Raw genomic sequence first — 17,035 nt, 5'->3', positions numbered from 1 at the left:
GGGGCGCGTTCGGCCGGTTCGTTATCCGGCGCCACGCTCGTCCAGGAGTCGCGCGACCAGGCGGCGCGCGCTGTCATCGGCCTCCGGCTGGTCGGCCGGCACCCAGGACATGTCGGCCTCGAGGCGATAGGCGCCGACGAACGCGTGCGGCGGCTGGCCACGCCAGTCCGCCGGCCCCAGCATCGAGAAATAGGTGGCGCCGCCGGCACGTCGGTAGAGGTAGTACACATGCCCCGGGATACGCCGGAAGTTGCATTGCGCGCGGTGCAGGGCCTGATCCTGGCGGGCCGACTCCAGCACCTGCCGGGCCTCGGCCTGCAGGGCGCGGATCTGTCCCGCAATCACCTCGAGCTTGGCGCTCACCCGCAGGTTCACCGCGGCATCGGCCCGCTCGAGCTCGCGGGCCACGTCGACCAGGTCGATCTGTGCGGCCAGACGGCTCAACGGATAGGGCGCGGTCTGCGCCTCGCCTTCATGCCGCTCCCCCTGGTAACGCTTGTGGTCCTTGTCCTGCATGCGGATATCGTCGTCAGTGCCTGGCCGCATTATGACATAGCGGGGCCGGCGGCCACGACCGGGAAAACCTCCCGGCCTCAGGACCGGCGGCGGAGCATGAAGACCACCTCGGAAAGCCGTGTCAGCCCGCGCTGGCGAAAGCGCGGGTGGTCGGCGAGGATGTCCACCGCCGCCAGCACCTGCACCTCGAAACCCGCCATATAGTGCTTACGCACCTCCGCCTCGGTCACGGCGAAGGGCGGGCCTTCCATCTCCGCCTGCGGGTAGTCGAAGGTCACCAGCAGTACGGTGGCCTCCGCCTCCAGCAGGCCGCTCAGTTGCGTGGCGTAGTCCGGGCGCATGGCCGGCGGCAGGGCCACCAGCGAGGCACGGTCGTATACCGCCTCCACCGGCCCCAGTGTCTCGCGGTCCAGGGCGAAGAAATCGCCGCAGAGGATCTCGATCTCCGCCGCCACATAGCGCCGGAAGACACCCGCCTCGCTGACCGCAGGCGTCAGGCCATGCTCCTCGAAGAAGGCCTGTACCGCCCGTTCGCTGATCTCCACGCCCACCACGCGATGGCCCTCGCCGGCCAGCCACAGCAGGTCCCGGCTCTTGCCGCACAACGGCACGAACACGCGCGTGCCCGCCGGCAGGTTGAGCCGCGGCCAGTGCTGCTCCAGGTGCGGATTGATCGCCGCCTGGTGGAAGCCGATCTCGCCGCGCTCCCAGCGCTCGTGCCAGAACTGCGGGTCCACGTGATGACCTTGGCCGACCCGGTTATTCGAACATGGCGCGCTCGTACTCGAGCACGGCCAGGGAGATGTGCTTGCCGATCTCGTCCTCGAAGTTGGCCCAGCCCTGGTAGTCGGCGAGCTGGCCGACGATGGCCTCCTTCATCTCATAGTCCGGCAGCCCCTGCTCGTAGAGGCGTCCAGCCTCGCCGTATACTGTTTCCAGATAGCGGCGGAACAGACCCGGGATCTCGTTGCCGCCGGTGGGACCGTGGCCCGGCACCACGTGGGTCGCGCCGATGGCCTCGGCCACGTTACAGGCCTCGATGCTGCCGCGGAAGGTGCCGTCGTCCATGCGCGCCAGGCGCTGATTGAGCAGGTTGTCACCGGCAAACAGCACCGAGTCCTCGACCAGCTCGATCATCACGTCGGTGTTGCTGTGCGCCTTCGCCGGCGCGTAGAAACGGAAGGTCTTGCCGCCCACGCGCAGCTCCTCGGCCACGTCGATGGCCTGTCCCGGCAGCACGGCCTTCGTGCCGGCGGTGAAGCCTTCCGTAGCGTTGTGCATGAGGTTCACCCAGAACTCGGCCTGGCTTGCCTTCGCCAGCCGGATGGTCTCCGGCAGGGCCAGGATCTCGGCCTCGGGGAAGGCCTCCTCCACCGCGTGATTACCCAGCCAGTGGTCACCATGCACATGGGTGATGAGCACGTGGGTCACCGGCTTGTCGGTGATGCCCCGCAGCTGCTTGAGCACCATGCGCCCGGCCTGCAGGCTGGAGCCCGGATCGATCACCACCACCCCCGTATCGGTGAGCACGAAGGCCGGGTTGTTCATGAAGCCCTGGTTCTCGACAGATGGGTAGCCGGCCGGGCCGTGAATCACGTAGACGTCGTCGGTCACGCGGTCGGCCGGATAGTCGCGTACGATCTCGCCGGCACTCGCGGCCAGGGGCAGGAGCAGCAGAACGGACAGGAAACACAGGAATGGACGCATGACGAACTCCGGAATCGCGGTTGAGCGGGGGTACTGAGCCAGCCGGCAGTCTAGCGGATCGACCTCAGGGGCAAAAGCCGAGGGAACCCAAAAATAGGATGCCTCGTCTAAACTCGAGGTAAAGGTACGGGTTCATCCGACGCCCACCCAAGGAGGCACACATGGCCAAGACCCTGCACAGCGACGTCCACTACGGCCCGGAACTCCCGGAGATCCACCACGTCGATGCCGCCCGCCCCTTCCAGTGGCTGGCGCGCGGCTGGCACGACTTCACCCACGCCCCGGTCACGTCCCTGCTCTACGGGGCCTTCTTCGCCCTGCTCGGCTGGGGCCTGTACAGCGTGAGCCAGGGCGCACCCCACTTCGTGCTCACCTATGTCGCCGGCTTCTTCCTGGTCGGGCCGTTCCTCGCCAGCGGGCTCTACACCCTGGCGCACCGCATGGAGCACCATCACCCCGCCACGCTCTACCATGCCCTCACGGCCTGGCATCGCAGCGGGCTGCAGATGGCCATCTACGTGGCGCTCATCGCCATCCTGATGATGTTCTGGATCCGCTTCACCTGGCTCATGGTCGGACTCGCCTTTGAACAGGGCGTCACCCTCGACATGAGCGCCATGCTCGGCGCGGTCAGCAGCATCGGCCCCGGCTTCGAGTACATGAGCATGTATGTGATCCTCGGCGCCCTGTTCGCGGCCCTGGTGTTCTCCATCAGCGTGGTCGCCCTGCCCATGCTGCAGGACCGCCGCGTGGACATCGTCACCGCCATGCTCACCAGCCTGCAGGCGGTACGCCAGAACCCGGGCGCCATGGCCGTCTGGGCCGTGATGATCGTGGCGCTCACCGCCATCGGCTTTGCCACCTACATGATCGGCCTGATCGTCACGCTGCCCCTGCTCGGCTACGCCACCTGGCACGCCTACCGGGACATGGTGCCGCGACACCACGACTGAGCGGCCACCCCTCTGGCAAAACGGCCCGGCCCGCGAGATCGCGGGCCGGGCCGTTTTTGCATCCAACCGCACTTCCTTCAGTACACCAGCCGATACCAGAGCATCCCGACCAGCTCGTGCAGCGCGATGCGCGTATGGAGCAGTGCCCGCGCCGAGGGCAGCAGGGCAAAGACGCCGCGCTCGCCACCCCCCGGGCGGACCAGGCCGGTGGGGGCCGCCTGGGCGGGAATGCCGGCACGGTCGAAGCACCACATGGCGCGCGGCATGTGCCAGGCATGGGTGACGACCGTGGCGCGCCCGACGCGGTCCAGCTCGAGCAGCCGACCGGCATTGAAGGCGTTCTCGCAGGTGTTGCGGCTCTGTTCTTCCAGCTGGACCACGCCGATGCCGTAGTCCTGGACGAGCACGCGCGCACTCAGCAGGGCCTCGCTCTCCCGTTCGTCCGGGTGTAAGCGCCCACCGGTGAGGATGAGCTGGCCGTCCGTCTCGCGCAGCAGATACACCCCGTAGCGCAGGCGTTCCAGCGCGAAGGCGGAGGGCACGTCGTGGCCGCCATATTCCGTGGCCTCGCGCTGGCGCCCGGCACCGAGCACGACGATGCGGTCACCGGTGACCTCGGCGGGCTGGATGGTCGGGTAGCGATACTGCAGGGCGTCGATGAGACCATAGGCAACCAGTGGCGTGCTCAGGGCCCAGGACAGGGCCAGACCCAGCACCAGCATCGTGCGACCGGGTCGGGGGTAGAGGCGCACCAGCAGCAGGCCGGCCAGTGCCAGCAGCAGCGGCCCACCGGGTGGCAGGATCAGGGTCTCGACGAGGCGTGCGACCATCCCTGCCGTCCGGGATCAGCCCCCGGCCAGCCCGGCCGCCTGCTGGTCGGCATGGTAGGAGGAGCGCACCATGGGGCCGGAGGCGACATGGCTGAAGCCCATCGCCTCGCCGATCTCGCGCAGGCGGTCGAACTCCTCGGGGGAGACGAAACGTTCCACCGGCAGGTGATGCCGGCTCGGCTGCAGGTACTGGCCCAGCGTGAGCATGTCGCAGTCGTGATCGCGCAGGTCCTGCATCACCTGTTCGACCTCCGCCAGCGTCTCGCCCAGGCCGAGCATGATGCCGGACTTGGTGGGCACCGACGGGTGCCGCGCCTTGAACTGCCGGATGAGGTCCAGCGACCAGGCGTAGTCCGACCCCGGCCGCGCCTGCCGGTAGAGGCGCGGCACGGTCTCGAGGTTGTGGTTGAAGACGTCCGGCGGGGCGTTGTCCAGTATCGCCAGTGCCACGTCCATGCGGCCGCGGAAGTCCGGCACCAGGATCTCAATGCGGATGTCCGGATTCAGCTCGCGGGTGTGACGGATGCACTCGACGAAGTGGCCGGCGCCGCCGTCGCGCAGGTCGTCACGGTCCACGGAGGTGATGACGACGTAGTTGAGCCCCATGGCCTGGATGGTCTCGGCCAGGTGGCGCGGCTCCTCGGGATCGAGCGGGTTCGGCCGGCCGTGGGCGACGTCGCAGAACGGGCAGCGACGAGTGCAGATGTCGCCCATGATGAGAAAGGTGGCCGTGCCGTGATCGAAGCACTCGCCCAGATTCGGGCAGGCGGCCTCCTCGCAGACGGTGTGCAGGCGCATCTCGCGCAGCACCTTCTTCAGCTGCTGCACGCGCGGACTCGCGTGCGACCGGGCACGAATCCATGCCGGCTTGCGCTGTACCTTCTCGGTGGGCTCGATCTTGACCGGGATGCGGGCCATCTTCTCGGCCCCGCGCAGCTTCTCGCCCCGGATCACGCCCTGCGGCTTGTCACTCATGAAAGACTTCCTGAAAACACGTCGATTGCACCCCCATTCTAACCCAGACGGCGCAACAGACTCCCACACAATCTGTCGGCCATGGTGTCCCAGTCGGCCGCCACACCCAGATCGGCGAGCTGTGTCGTCGCGAGGCCTGCGTAACCGCAGGGGTTGATGCGGGTGAAGGGCTCGAGGTCCATGGCCACGTTCAAGGCCAGGCCGTGATAGCTGCGCCCGCGCTTCACGCGCAGGCCCAGGGCCGCGATCTTGGCCTCGCCCACATAGACACCCGGGGCGTCGGCCCGCGCCCGGGCTGCGATGCCCTCCTCGGCCAGCAGGTCGATCACCGCCTGCTCCATGCGGGTAACCAGCTCGCGCACGCCGAGCCCGCGCCGCCGGAGGTCCAGCAGGAGGTAGATCACCACCTGCCCCGGCCCGTGGTAGGTCACCTGCCCGCCCCGATCGACCTGGATCACCGGGATCTCACCCGGGTTCAGCAGGTGCTCCCGCTTGCCGGCCTGGCCCAGGGTGAAGACCGGCGGGTGCTCGACGATCCACAGCTCGTCCGGGGTGTTCTCGTCGCGCCCGGCGGTGAAGCGCTGCATGGCCTCGAGGATGGGCGGGTAGTCCCGTCGCCCGAGGTGCCTGACGACGATGTCGGTGGTGATGCGCTCGGTCACGGCTACAGGGCCATGGCCACCAGCTCGCAGGCGGTGAGCTCGCGGTAGATGGCGTCGAGCTGTTCCTGGTTCTCGGCCCGGGCCACGTAGGTGATGGCGAGATAGCGCCCGTTGCTGCTGGGTCGCTCACTCAGGCGCGCCTCGTCCACCTCGAGATGCGCCGCCAGGATCTCGATCACCCGCGCGCGAAACTCCGGGATCTGCGGACCCATGGCCTTGATGGGAAAATCGCAGGGAAACTCGAGGAGGCTTGGGGTTTCGTCGGTCATGGTGTCGGTAGTGTAGTTGATGCAATACGCACAGGGATTAGCGAGGCCGCCCGTAGCGCCACCCCTTGTATCCAGGTGCCTGTAGCTTGTGCTCGAAGGTTTCGCCCTCAGGACACGAAGGCATCCTTACTGAACGCCGGCAGTTGTCGGGCGAGTAACTTTGTCTTTGCTTGCCCAAAGAAAAGTCACCAAAAGAAAGGGCACCCCACTATCTCGCCCTTCGGGTCCCCTGCGCTTCTCGCTCCAGACGGGGTCCCGCAGACGGGCCGTCCTGGCCCGACTGCGGGATTGCGCGCGTCCTGCGCGCAACCCTTCGGGCCTGTCCGTCTTCCGCTGCGATGCTCGGCGAGATAACGGGGCAGGAACATCAAAACCGCTTCGACGACCTATGCGGCCAATCAACCAGCGACAGTGCCTGCCCGCAGCTCGGCCTTGTAGTCCTGGTAGAGCCCATACATCCGCTGCCACACCGGACCGGGCAGCCCGTCGCCCACGGGCTGGCCATCGAGACGGGTGACCGGCACCACCTCCTTGGTGGAGCTGGTCATCCAGACCTCGTCGGCCAGGCGCAGCTCGGTCTCCGGGATGTCGGCCTCGCGGTAGGGCAGGCCATGCGTCCCGGCGATCTCCAGCACCAGGTCCCGGGTGATGCCGGGCAGCAGGCGCGGTCCCTTGGGCGGGGTGATGAGGGTGCCGTCGCGCACGATGAAGAGGTTGCTGGCCGCACCCTCGGTGGCCAGGCCCTCGCGCAGGAGGATGGCCTCCATGGCGCCTTCCTCCTTGGCCTCCTGGCGCATGAGCACGTTGGCCAGCAGGGTGACGGCCTTGATGTCACAACGCGCCCAGCGGATATCGGGCCGGGTGACGGCATCGATACCCTTTTCCAGCACCTCGCGTCCCAGCGTGACGATGGGATTGGCCATGGCGAAGACGGTGGGGACGACATGATCCGGGAAGGCATGGTCGCGCTTGGCCACGCCGCGCGTGACCTGCAGGTACACCGACTGGTCCTCGCCCTCGCCCGCCTCGATCAGGCGGCTGAAGATGGCGCACCACTCCTCGCGGGTATGCGGATTGGGGATGCGGATCTCGCGCAGGCTGCGCTCCAGGCGCTCCAGGTGATGGTCACAGCGGAACAGGCGCCCGCCGTAGGCCGGGATCACCTCGTAGACACCGTCGCCGAACAGGAAGCCGCGATCCAGCACCGAGACTCTGGCCGTTTCCAGCGGGCCAAACTCGCCGTTGAGGTAGACGATCACGTCAGTCGAACCAGCGGATCACGGCATCGGTGGTACGGCGGAAGAAGCCCCCCTGATTGACGTCCTCCAGGGCCACCAGCGGCTGGGTATGGATCACTTCGCCGTCCAGGCTCACGTTGACGTCGCCCAGCGCCGTACCCCGGGCAATCGGGGCCTCGACATTGGGCGTGAGCTCCATCACCGCATCGAGCTTGCCGTACTGTCCACGGGGGATGGTGACATAGAGGTCGTCGTCCAGGCCCAGGCCGACCAGCTCCTCGGCCCCCTTCCAGACGCGCGCCTCGGTGAGGGCCTCGCCGGCACCGTACAGGCGATGGGTCTCGAAGAAGCGGTAGCCGTAGTTGAGCAGGGCCTGGCTATGACGGGCGCGGGCATCCTCGCTGTCGGTGCCCAGCACCACGGAGATCAGGCGCATGCCGTCACGTTCGGCGGAGGCGACCAGGCAGTAGCCGGCCGACTCGGTGTGGCCGGTCTTGCCGCCGTCCACGCTCGGGTCGCGCCACAGCAGCTTGTTGCGGTTGTACTGCTTGATGCCGTTGTAGGTGAACTCACGCTCCTTGTAGAGCGCGTAGTGCTCGGGGAACTCGGTGATCACGGCGCGCATCAGCGTGGCGATGTCGTGGGCCGTGGTGTAGTGGTCCGCATGCGGCATGCCGGTGGCATTGGCAAACTGGGTGCCGGTCATGCCCAGGCGCTGGGCCTCGGCGTTCATCATGGCGACGAAGCCGCTCTCGGAGCCGGCCAGGTGTTCGGCCAGGGCCACTGTGGCGTCGTTGCCGGACTGGACGACCATGCCGCGCAGCAGGTCGCTCAGTTTCACGCGATGATTGACCTCGATGAACATGCGCGAGCCGTAGGTGCGCCAGGCCTTCTCGCTGACCAGCACCTCGTCGTCCAGCGCGATGCTGCCGCTGGCCAGGGCGCGGTAGAGCACGTAGCCGCTCATCAGCTTGGTGATGCTGGCCGGCTCCACCCGCATGTCGGCGTCCTTCTCCGCCAGCGTCTTGCCGCTGTGGAAGTCGATCAGCAGGTAGCTGGTGGCGGGCACGCTGGGCGGCGCGGGGATGATGGCCGGCGCGGCCGAGACGCTCATACTGACGAGCAGCAACAGGCTCGCGAACAGGATCTTGTGCAATAGGGTCACAGGCATACTCGTGAGAGGTCGTGTGGTTCGGGATGACGTATCGCGGGGCATTTTAGCCCCTCGACCGGCGCATGACTAATGGGGACGTCACATCCCCGCTGGCTAGTCGATCACGATACGGAAGTTGTCCAGCCCCAGGCGCTCCAGTCCGGCGGCGGCGCGGTCCGCGTCATCCACACCGGCCAGCGGCCCGATACGCACCCGGTACAGCACGCCATCGGCCTCGCGGCCTTCCTGGATAGTGACCTGCCCGAGGGCATGGGAGTTCAGCTGCGCGCGAAAGGACTCGGCATTCTGGCGGGAGGCGAAGGCCCCGACCTGGATGTACATGTCGGCATTGCCGGCTGCCGGGGCGGATACAAGCTGCGGGCGGGCGGGCTCCGGACGCCGCGGGTCGATCGCCGTCACCTCCACCAGGCCCGTCCCTTCCTTGAGGATGTCGAGCTTGGCGGCAGCGGCATAGGAGAGATCGATGATGCGGTTGTCGTGAAAGGGGCCGCGGTCGTTGACCTTGACGATGACGCTGCGCCCGTTGCGCAGGTTGGTCACCCGTACGTAGGTGGGCAGCGGCAGGGACTTGTGCGCGGCGGTCATGGCGTACATGTCGTAGATCTCGCCGCTGGAGGTACGCCGGCCGTGAAACTTGCTGCCATACCAGGAGGCGATGCCCCGCTCGGTATGGCCGGCCGCGCTGTCCATGACATGGTAGGTGCGGCCGAAGACCTGGTAGGAGGCGGGATTGCCGTAGCGACTGCGCGGCTCCACCCGCGGCACGGCGTCCGGGATGCGACTGGCATCGATACGTCCGCCCGGGCCGTCGCTGCCGCCCCGCACGCTGCCACCCCCGCCACAACCGGCGAGCAGAGTGACGAGCAGCCCCAGGCCCAGCCAGCGGGCGAGTCTGGCACTCATCGTGCCGTCCCCTGCCGCTGGTAGGCACGGCGGATCTCCTGCGCCAGCTGATGCACGGCCATGGCGTAGAGCGGACTGTGGTTGTAGCGGGTGATGACGTAGAAATTGCCCAGGCCCAGCCAGTACTCCGGAAATTCCTCACCCTCCAGGGCGATGAGCGCGACGCTGTCGTCATAGGCCAGCGGCCGCAACGGCTCCACCCCGGCGGCCGTGAGCTCGGCCAGGGTGAAGCTCGGCTTCATGCCCTGTTCGGCAAAGGGCGCGGCCACCGCCTCCTCGACCCTGGCCGGCAGGGTGACCGGCTCGCCGGCCTGCCAGCCATGTCGCTTGAAATAGTTGGCCACCGAACCGATGGCGTCCGCCGGGCTGCCCCACAGGTCGCGGATGCCGTCACCGTCGAAATCCACCGCGTAGTTGCGGTAGCTCGACGAGATGAACTGGCTCTTGCCCATGGCCCCGGCATAGGAACCCTCCAGGCCGTGCGGATTCAATCCCTCCTCGCGGGTGAGCAACAGGAAGTGTTCCAGCTCGCTGCGGAAGAATCGCGCACGCGGCGGGTAGTCGAAGCCCAGGGTGGCGAGCGTGTCCAGCACGGGGAAGCCGCCGGTATGCCGGCCGTAGAAGGTCTCCACGCCGATGATGGCGACGATGTACTCGGGAGGCACGCCATAGGTGGCCTCGGCCTTCTCCAGCAGCGCCCGGTGTTCGGCCCAGAACTCGGCGCCCTGGCGAATACGCGCCGGGTTGAGGAAGATCGGCCGGTACTGATACCAGGGCTTGCCCTCGGCGGGCCGCTGGATCACTTCCAGCACCCGGGTCTGCTGCTTCACCCCGGCAAACAGGGCCTGCAGGTCGCCGCGCCGGAAGTCATGGCGCTCCACCATCTCGTCGATGAAGGCACGCACATCGTCGCGCTGCAGATAGTCGCCATCCGTGGCGGCCGATGCCGGCGACCCGGCCGGCAGTGACAGGGCCAGGATGGTGAAGATAGCGGGCAGGATGCGTGTCATCTCAGGGCTCAGTGCGGCAGCAGTCGTCGGTGCGAGTTGATGGACATGAGCATACCGAATGCCGCCATGAGGGTCACCATGGAGGTCCCGCCATAGCTCACCAGTGGCAGGGGTACGCCGACAACCGGCAGCAGCCCGGTCACCATGCCCGTGTTCACGAACAGGTAGACAAAGAAAGTGAGCGAAAGACTCCCCGCCAGCAGGCGCGAATAGGTGTCCTGCGCGTTCACGGCGATGTACAGGCCGCGCAGGATCAGGCTCAGGTAGATGATGAGCAGGGTGATGGCGCCGAGGAAACCGAACTCCTCGCCATAAACGGCAAAGATGAAGTCGGTGTGGCGCTCAGGCAGGAACTCGAGCTGCGACTGGGTGCCATTGAGCCAGCCCTTGCCGTAGAACCCCCCCGAACCGATCGCGATCTTGGACTGGATGATGTGATAGCCCGAACCCAGCGGGTCGCTCTCGGGGTTGAGGAAGGTGAGCACGCGCCGACGCTGGTAGTCGTGCATGAAGTGCCAGAGCACCGGCAGGGCCGCCACGGCTGCTGCACCCAGGCCCAGCAGCAGGCGCCAGCGAATACCCGCGAGATAGATGGCGAAGAAGCCGGCCGCCCCCACCAGCAGGGCGGTGCCCAGATCGGGCTGGCGCGCGATGAGCAGCATGGGTACGGCCACCAGCACCCCGGCCAGCACCACCTCGAGGAAGCGCGGCGGCAGGGGGCGGTCGGCGAAGTACCAGGCCACCATCATGGGCACGGCGAGCTTCATCATCTCGGAGGGCTGGAAGCGAAACAGCCCGAGATCCAGCCAGCGCTGCGCCCCCTTGCCCATCTCGCCCATCACCAGCACCGCAATCAGGAGGCCGACGCCAGCAGCGTAGATCCAGGGCGTCCAGCGCGAGAGTACGGGCATGGAGACCTGGGCGAACAGCAGCAGCACGCCGAGGGCCAACCCCAGGCGGATCAGCTGCCTTACCAGCAGCGACGGGTCTTCCCCACCCGCACTAAAAAGTACCACCAGACCGATCGCGGCCAGCGTGAACAGGCCGATCAGCAGCGGCGGGTCGAGATGCAGGCCGCGCAGCAGGGCGGCCAGGGCAGACTGGTCGTGGCGATCATCAGCGAGCATGGGCGAGGGCCTCCGCTTCGTCGCCAGGATCGCGCAGCAGATAGAAATCCATCAGGCGCCGGGCAATGGGCGCGGCCACCCGGCTGCCGCTGCCGCCGTTCTCGGCGATCACGGCCACGGCGATGCGCGGCTCGTCCGCCGGCGCGAAGCCCACGAACAGCGAATGGTCGCGCAGGTGCAGGGCGATGTTCTCCTCTTCGTATTCCTCGTCCGCCCCGAGGCCGAAGACCTGCGAGGTACCGGTCTTGCCGGCGATGCGATAGGGCGCGTCGTGACCGGCGGTCCAGTAGGCAGTGCCGTTGCGCCGGTGCATGACGTCCTCCATGGGACCGATCACCTGCTGCCAGAGACGCGCATCGCGCAAGGCCACCGGCTCGTGGGCCTCGGGCTCGAGCCGTGTCTGCTCGCCGCTGGCCGGGTCGATGATCGTCCTGAGCAGGTGCGGGCGCATGTGCTGCCCGCGCATGGCGAGCACGCTGGTGAACTCGGCCATCTGCAGGGGCGTGGCCAGCATATAGCCCTGGCCGATGCCCACGATCAGCGTCTCGCCCGGGAACCAGGGCATGCGCCTGACCTGGCGCTTCCACTCGCGCGACGGCAGCAGGCCATCCGCCTCGCCCGGCACGTCGATGCCGGTGGGCCGGCCCAGACCGAACTGCGCCAGGAAGGGATGGATGCGGTCGATGCCGAGCTTGAAGGCCAGGTCGTAGAAGTACACGTCACTGGACTGGGTGATGGCATCGCCCATGTCGATCAGGCCATGCCCCTCCTTCTTCCAGTCGCGATAGCGGCGCTCGTCGTTGGGCAGCATGTAATAGGGCCCGGCGTACATCTGTTTGCCGGCCCAGGTGAGCTGGTGTTCCAGCGCCGCCAGGGCGACGAGCGGCTTGATGGTGGAACCGGGCGGGTACTGGCCCTTGAGGGCGCGGTTGAAAAGCGGGCGGGTGCGGCCGGTATTGAGCTCGGCGTAGTCCCTGTGGGAGATGCCGTTGACGAACAGGTTGGGGTCGTAGGTCGGCATGCTGGCCAGGGCGAGCACCTCGCCGGTACGCGGGTCCATCGCCACGGCGGCCCCGTTGTAGCCGGCCAGCTCCCGTTCGGCCAGGCGCTGCAGGCCGGCGTCCAGCGAGAGGACGATATCCTTGCCCGGCTGCGGGGCCTGGCGCTCCAGAACGGCGAGCGTACGCCCCTGGGCATTCACCTCCTCCTGCTGGAAACCGACCTTGCCGTGCAGCAGCTCCTCGTACTGCCGTTCGATGCCCAGCTTGCCGATGTGGCTGGTGCCGTTGTAGTTGTCGGCATCGACACGCTGCAGGTCGCCCTCGTCGATACGGCCCACGTAGCCCAGGGCATGCACGGCCGTGCCGCCGAGCGGGTAGTGCCGCATCAGGCGGGCATTGATATCCACACCGGGGAAGCGGTGCCGGTTGACGGCGAAACGCGCCACCTCCTCGTCACTGAGGTTGAAGCGCAGGGGCACGCGTTCGAAGGGGCGCTTGCGTCGCAGGGCCTGACTGAAGCGCTCGATGTCGCCCTGGGGCAGGGACAGCACGCTGGACAGACCCGCCAGGGTGGCGTCCATGTCATCGACCTGCTCCGGCGTGATCTCGAGCTGGTAGGCCGGCATGTTCTCGGCCAGGATCACACCGTGACGGTCATAGATGAGACCACGCGGCGGCGGCACCGCCACCAGGCGTACGCGGTTGTTCTGTGACTGGGTGGTGAAATACTTGTAGCTGGCGATCTGCAGATGGACCAGGCGGCCCACTACCAGCGACAGCAACAGACAGACGATGACGCCGGCGACGATGACCCTCGTCCCGAACAGGCGCTGTTCGTGGTGCAGGTCCTTGATGGCATGCAGGTTCGCCATGCGTGCTGATCAGGCACGGGCCGGGGCATCACACCCCGGCCCGGCGCACATCACTTGCTCTCTTCGTAGCGCTTGATGCTGTCCAGGATCTCCTTGTGTGCATCTTCCACGCCGGTCCATTCCTCGATCTTCACCCACTTGTTGGGCTCGAGCTTCTTGTAGTGTTCGAAGAAGTGGGTGATCTGCGCGATCAGTTCCTTGGGCAGGTCGTGCACGTCCTTCACGTTGTCGTACTGGGTGTGCAGCTTGCTGGAGGGCACGGCAACGATCTTCGCGTCCATGCCGGACTCGTCGGTCATCTTCAGCATGCCCACCGGGCGGGCCGCGATCACCACACCGCTCATCAGCGGCAGGGGGGTCACCACCAGCACGTCCACCGGGTCGCCGTCGTCGGAGAGGGTGTGCGGCACGAAGCCGTAGTTGGCCGGGTAGAACATCGGGGCCATCATGAAACGATCCACCACCAGCGCGCCGCTGTCCTTGTCGAACTCGTATTTGACCGGGGCCCCGTGGGAGGGGATCTCGATGATGACGTTGACTTCTTCCGGGATCTTCTTGCCCGGGCTGATGTTGTCCAGAATCATGTTATGCCTCGTCTGACTTTGAATAAGGTGCAGGTCACGGGGTCGCGCCAGCCCGGCATTATAACGGCTTGAGGCCCCGGGATGACATGGGATGGCGCACAATCCCTGCAATTTCGCGGGGCCGCGTCCATACTGGTGTCACCAACGCGGCCGTAGAATCCGCCTGTAAAAACCACTAAGGAGACCCCTCTTGGGCATGCACGCCATTCCGGTACTGGCCGGCGGCCTCGGGCTGCTGGCCGCCCTGCTGCTGTATCTCGTCGTACTGCGCTTTCCCGCGGGCCAGGGGCGCGTCACCGAGATCGCGGCCCTGATCCACCAGGGTGCACTGGCCTTCATCCGCCGCGAGTACGCCCTGCTCTACGGCTTCGCGGCCCTGGTGGCGCTGGCCATCGGGCTGTCCGACCTCGGCTGGCCCACGGCCATGGCCTTCGTGGTCGGCGCCCTGACCTCCTCGGCCGCCGGCTACATCGGCATGACCACCGCCACCCGCGCCAACCTGCGCACCACCGTGGCCGCCCACGAGCGCGGCGCCGGCCCGGCCCTGGCCGTGGCCTTCTTCGGCGGTTCCATCATGGGGCTGACCGTCGCCGCCATGGGACTGCTCGGCCTGGGCGCCCTGTACCTCGTCTTCGGCCGCGACCCGGCCACGGCCCACGTGATCCACGGCTTCGGCATGGGCGCCTCCACCGTGGCGCTGTTCGCACGCGTGGGCGGGGGGATCTACACCAAGAGTGCCGACGTGGGCGCGGACCTCGTCGGCAAGGTCGAGGCCGGCATCCCCGAGGACGATCCCCGCAACCCGGGCGTGATCGCCGACAACGTCGGCGACAACGTCGGCGACGTCGCGGGCATGGGCTCAGACATCTTCGAGTCCTACTGCGGGGCCATCATCGCCACCATCGCCATCGCCGCCAGCCTGGGCACGGCCGGCCTGGCCGGGCCCGGGGCCCAGGCCGATCTCATGTTCCTGCCGCTGGCCCTGGCCTCGGCGGGCATCCTCTGCTCGCTGCTGGGCATCGGCCTGGTGCGCGTGTTCTCCCGGCGCCCACCGGCCACCGCCCTGCGCATCGGCACCTTTGCCGCGGCCCTGCTGCTGGTGATCGCCGCCTGGTTCATCATCGCGGCCCTGGGCGTGGAAGCCCGGGTCTGGGGCGCCGTGCTGGCCGGCGCCGTGGGTGGCGTGATCATCGGCCTGTCCACCGAGTACTACACCGCCGGACGGCCGGTGCGCCGCATCGCCGCCAGCGGCGAGACCGGACCGGCCACCGTCATGATCGCCGGCCTGGCCATCGGCCTGCAGTCGGTGGTGGTACCGGTGCTCACCATCGCCGCCATCATCTTCGCCGCCAATCAGCTGGCCGACCTCTATGGTGTGGGCATCGCCGCTGTGGGCATGCTGGCCACCGTCGGCATCACCATGGCCATCGACGCCTACGGCCCGGTGGCCGACAACGCCGGCGGCATCGCCGAGATGGCGGGGCTCGGGGCGGACACGCGCCGCATCACCGACTCGCTGGACGAGGTCGGCAACACCACGGCCGCCATCGGCAAGGGCTTCGCCATCGGCGCCGCCGCCCTCGCGGCACTGGCCATCATCACCGCCTACCTCGCCGAGGTCGGCCACGGCCAGGGCCGGACCATCTCGCTGGCGCTCAACGACCCGGACGTGCTGGTCGGCCTGTTCATCGGCGGCATCTTCCCCTTCCTGGTCGCCTCGCTCACCATGACGGCGGTGGGCGATGCCGCCGGCGAGATGATCCAGGAGATCCGTCGCCAGTTCCGCGAGATCCCCGGACTGATGGAAGGCCGGGCGGCCCCCGACCACATCCGCTGCATCAACATCGCCACCGACGCCGCGCTCAAGCGCATGATCCTGCCCGGCGTGCTCGCCGTGCTGGCCCCCGTGGTGGTGGGCTTCGGTCTCGGCCCCGAGACCCTGGGCGGCATGCTCGGCGGCGCGCTGGTGTGCTGCGTGCTGCTCGCGCTCACCATGGCCAATGCCGGCGGCGCCTGGGACAACGCGAAGAAATACGTCGAGAAGGGGCATCACGGCGGCAAGGGCTCGCCGGTGCACAAGGCCACCGTGGTGGGCGACACCGTGGGCGACCCCTTCAAGGACACCTCGGGTCCGGCGATGAACATCCTGATCAACGTGATGGCCATCGTCTCGCTGGTGATCGCGCCGCTGCTGTGAGCGGCGGCAGCGGGCGGCAGGCGATTTCGCTACAATCGCCGCAGCAACGTCGGCAACGGGTTGCCATGCCCGGGGCCAGCGAGTATAAGTTCACGACTTGCAGGCGGCCTTTTTCGCTTGCGGATCAAGGTCTAACAATAAAAGAGGGCAGGGTTCGACGATGAGAGTCATACTGTTGGGGGCACCGGGTTCCGGCAAGGGCACGCAAGCGCAACTCATGGTCGAGCGCTTCAGGATTCCGCAGATTTCCACCGGCGACCTGCTGCGCAGCGCCGTCTCCAAGAACACCCCGCTGGGCCAGCAGGCCAAGGCGCACATGGACGCCGGCCAGCTGGTGCCGGACGAGATCGTGCTCGGCATGATCCGCGAGCGCCTCGCCAGCCCCGACACCGACAACGGCTTCATCCTCGACGGCTTCCCCCGCAACCTCAACCAGGCCGAGCGCCTGGACAACATGCTCGAGGCCATGGGCAAGCCGCTGGACACCGCCCTGTTCATCGACGTCGACTTCGACATCCTCATGCAGCGCCTGGCCGGCCGCCTCACCTGCGAGAGCTGCGGCGCCGTGTTCAACATCTACACCTCGCCACCCCGCCAGGACGGCATCTGCAACAACTGCGGCGGCAACCTGCATCACCGTGCCGACGACAACGAGGAAACCATCAGCAACCGCCTGCGCGTGTACGAGGCCCAGACCAAGCCGCTGGTCGGCTACTACGCCGAGCGCGGCAAGCTGCTGCGCCTCAACGGCGAGCGCGAGATCGAGGAGATCTTCACCGACGTGGTCCGCCTGGTGGAGAGCCTCAAGTCCGCGCCGCCCGCCAAACCGGCGAAGGCCCCAGCCGCCGCCAAGAAGGCCCCGGCCAGCAAGGCCGCCACCGGGAAGCCGGCAGGCACCGGGGACAAGGCCACCGTGAAGAAGACGGCCGCCAAGAAGGCCGCACCGAAGAAGAAGGCCGTCGCCAAGAAGGCCGCGGTGAAGAAGACCGCTGCCAAGAAGGCGGCGCCGAAGAAGAA

At 67.5% G+C, this 17,035-nt stretch carries 16 protein-coding genes and 1 pseudogene; 3 read left to right on the top strand and 14 right to left on the bottom strand.

All coding sequences use genetic code 11. From position 1 onward, the window contains the following. Positions 1–21: 21 nt before the first annotated feature. The 3 genes from HUJ28_04810 to HUJ28_04800 all read right to left on the bottom strand — a co-directional run bounded on the left by HUJ28_04810 (position 22) and on the right by HUJ28_04800 (position 2,223). Positions 22–516: a DUF2452 domain-containing protein gene (locus HUJ28_04810; protein ID MBD3618772.1), complete on the bottom strand. Its 495-nt coding sequence runs from the start codon at positions 514–516 to the stop codon at positions 22–24. A 77-nt stretch (positions 517–593) separates the two neighbouring features. Beyond that, positions 594–1,253, bottom strand: coding sequence for a thiopurine S-methyltransferase (locus HUJ28_04805; GenBank protein MBD3618771.1), 660 nt, complete (start codon positions 1,251–1,253; stop codon positions 594–596). A gap of 22 nt (positions 1,254–1,275) precedes the next feature. Continuing rightward, positions 1,276–2,223, bottom strand: coding sequence for an MBL fold metallo-hydrolase (locus HUJ28_04800; protein MBD3618770.1), 948 nt, complete (start codon positions 2,221–2,223; stop codon positions 1,276–1,278). A 161-nt stretch (positions 2,224–2,384) separates the two neighbouring features. On the opposite strand from HUJ28_04800, the gene HUJ28_04795 reads away from it, so the two are divergent. Next, positions 2,385–3,176, top strand: coding sequence for a DUF2189 domain-containing protein (locus tag HUJ28_04795; GenBank protein MBD3618769.1), 792 nt, complete (start codon positions 2,385–2,387; stop codon positions 3,174–3,176). 77 nt (positions 3,177–3,253) lie between these two features. On the opposite strand, the gene HUJ28_04790 is transcribed toward HUJ28_04795, so the two are convergent. From HUJ28_04790 to ppa, 11 genes are all read right to left on the bottom strand, one after another. Next, the gene (locus HUJ28_04790) at positions 3,254–4,006 is read right to left on the bottom strand and encodes a YdcF family protein (protein MBD3618768.1); all 753 of its coding nucleotides are present in this window, start codon (positions 4,004–4,006) and stop codon (positions 3,254–3,256) included. Between the two features lie 15 nt (positions 4,007–4,021). After that, a complete protein-coding gene (lipA, locus tag HUJ28_04785; protein MBD3618767.1) occupies positions 4,022–4,981 on the bottom strand; it encodes a lipoyl synthase in 960 nt (319 codons plus the stop codon). 38 nt (positions 4,982–5,019) lie between these two features. Further along, complete coding sequence (gene lipB, locus HUJ28_04780; protein MBD3618766.1) at positions 5,020–5,631, bottom strand: lipoyl(octanoyl) transferase LipB; 612 nt, start codon at positions 5,629–5,631, stop codon at positions 5,020–5,022. Between the two features lie 14 nt (positions 5,632–5,645). Beyond that, positions 5,646–5,912 (bottom strand): DUF493 domain-containing protein, encoded by a 267-nt coding sequence (locus HUJ28_04775; GenBank protein MBD3618765.1) that lies wholly within the window; start codon positions 5,910–5,912, stop codon positions 5,646–5,648. A 398-nt stretch (positions 5,913–6,310) separates the two neighbouring features. Beyond that, the gene (locus HUJ28_04770; protein MBD3618764.1) at positions 6,311–7,171 is read right to left on the bottom strand and encodes a D-amino acid aminotransferase; all 861 of its coding nucleotides are present in this window, start codon (positions 7,169–7,171) and stop codon (positions 6,311–6,313) included. Position 7,172: 1 nt separating this feature from the next. Continuing rightward, complete coding sequence (locus tag HUJ28_04765) at positions 7,173–8,321, bottom strand: D-alanyl-D-alanine carboxypeptidase (protein ID MBD3618763.1); 1,149 nt, start codon at positions 8,319–8,321, stop codon at positions 7,173–7,175. A gap of 96 nt (positions 8,322–8,417) precedes the next feature. Beyond that, on the bottom strand, positions 8,418–9,227 hold the full coding sequence (locus HUJ28_04760) for a septal ring lytic transglycosylase RlpA family protein (protein MBD3618762.1): 810 nt from the start codon (positions 9,225–9,227) through the stop codon (positions 8,418–8,420). Next, positions 9,224–10,237 carry a lytic murein transglycosylase B gene (mltB, locus tag HUJ28_04755; protein MBD3618761.1) on the bottom strand — a complete coding sequence of 338 codons (1,014 nt, stop codon included), beginning with the start codon at positions 10,235–10,237 and terminating at the stop codon, positions 9,224–9,226. The genes HUJ28_04760 and mltB overlap by 4 nt, the downstream gene beginning before the upstream one ends. Positions 10,238–10,245: 8 nt before the next feature. Beyond that, positions 10,246–11,364 carry a rod shape-determining protein RodA gene (gene rodA, locus HUJ28_04750; GenBank protein MBD3618760.1) on the bottom strand — a complete coding sequence of 373 codons (1,119 nt, stop codon included), beginning with the start codon at positions 11,362–11,364 and terminating at the stop codon, positions 10,246–10,248. Next, complete coding sequence (mrdA, locus tag HUJ28_04745) at positions 11,354–13,237, bottom strand: penicillin-binding protein 2 (GenBank protein ID MBD3618759.1); 1,884 nt, start codon at positions 13,235–13,237, stop codon at positions 11,354–11,356. The genes rodA and mrdA overlap by 11 nt, the downstream gene beginning before the upstream one ends. Positions 13,238–13,287: 50 nt before the next feature. Beyond that, entirely contained in the window at positions 13,288–13,821 is a 534-nt protein-coding gene (ppa, locus tag HUJ28_04740; protein MBD3618758.1) for an inorganic diphosphatase, read from the bottom strand. A gap of 196 nt (positions 13,822–14,017) precedes the next feature. On the opposite strand from ppa, the gene HUJ28_04735 reads away from it, so the two are divergent. Both HUJ28_04735 and HUJ28_04730 read left to right on the top strand, forming a co-directional pair. After that, a complete protein-coding gene (locus tag HUJ28_04735) occupies positions 14,018–16,018 on the top strand; it encodes a sodium-translocating pyrophosphatase (GenBank protein ID MBD3618757.1) in 2,001 nt (666 codons plus the stop codon). A gap of 160 nt (positions 16,019–16,178) precedes the next feature. Then, positions 16,179–16,826 (top strand): annotated as a pseudogene (locus HUJ28_04730) (adenylate kinase). Positions 16,827–17,035: the final 209 nt, after the last annotated feature.

Source organism: Chromatiales bacterium, from assembly GCA_014762505.1.
Lineage (GTDB): Bacteria > Pseudomonadota > Gammaproteobacteria > SpSt-1174 > SpSt-1174 > SpSt-1174.
This window is presented reverse-complemented; position numbering and strand designations above follow the sequence as displayed.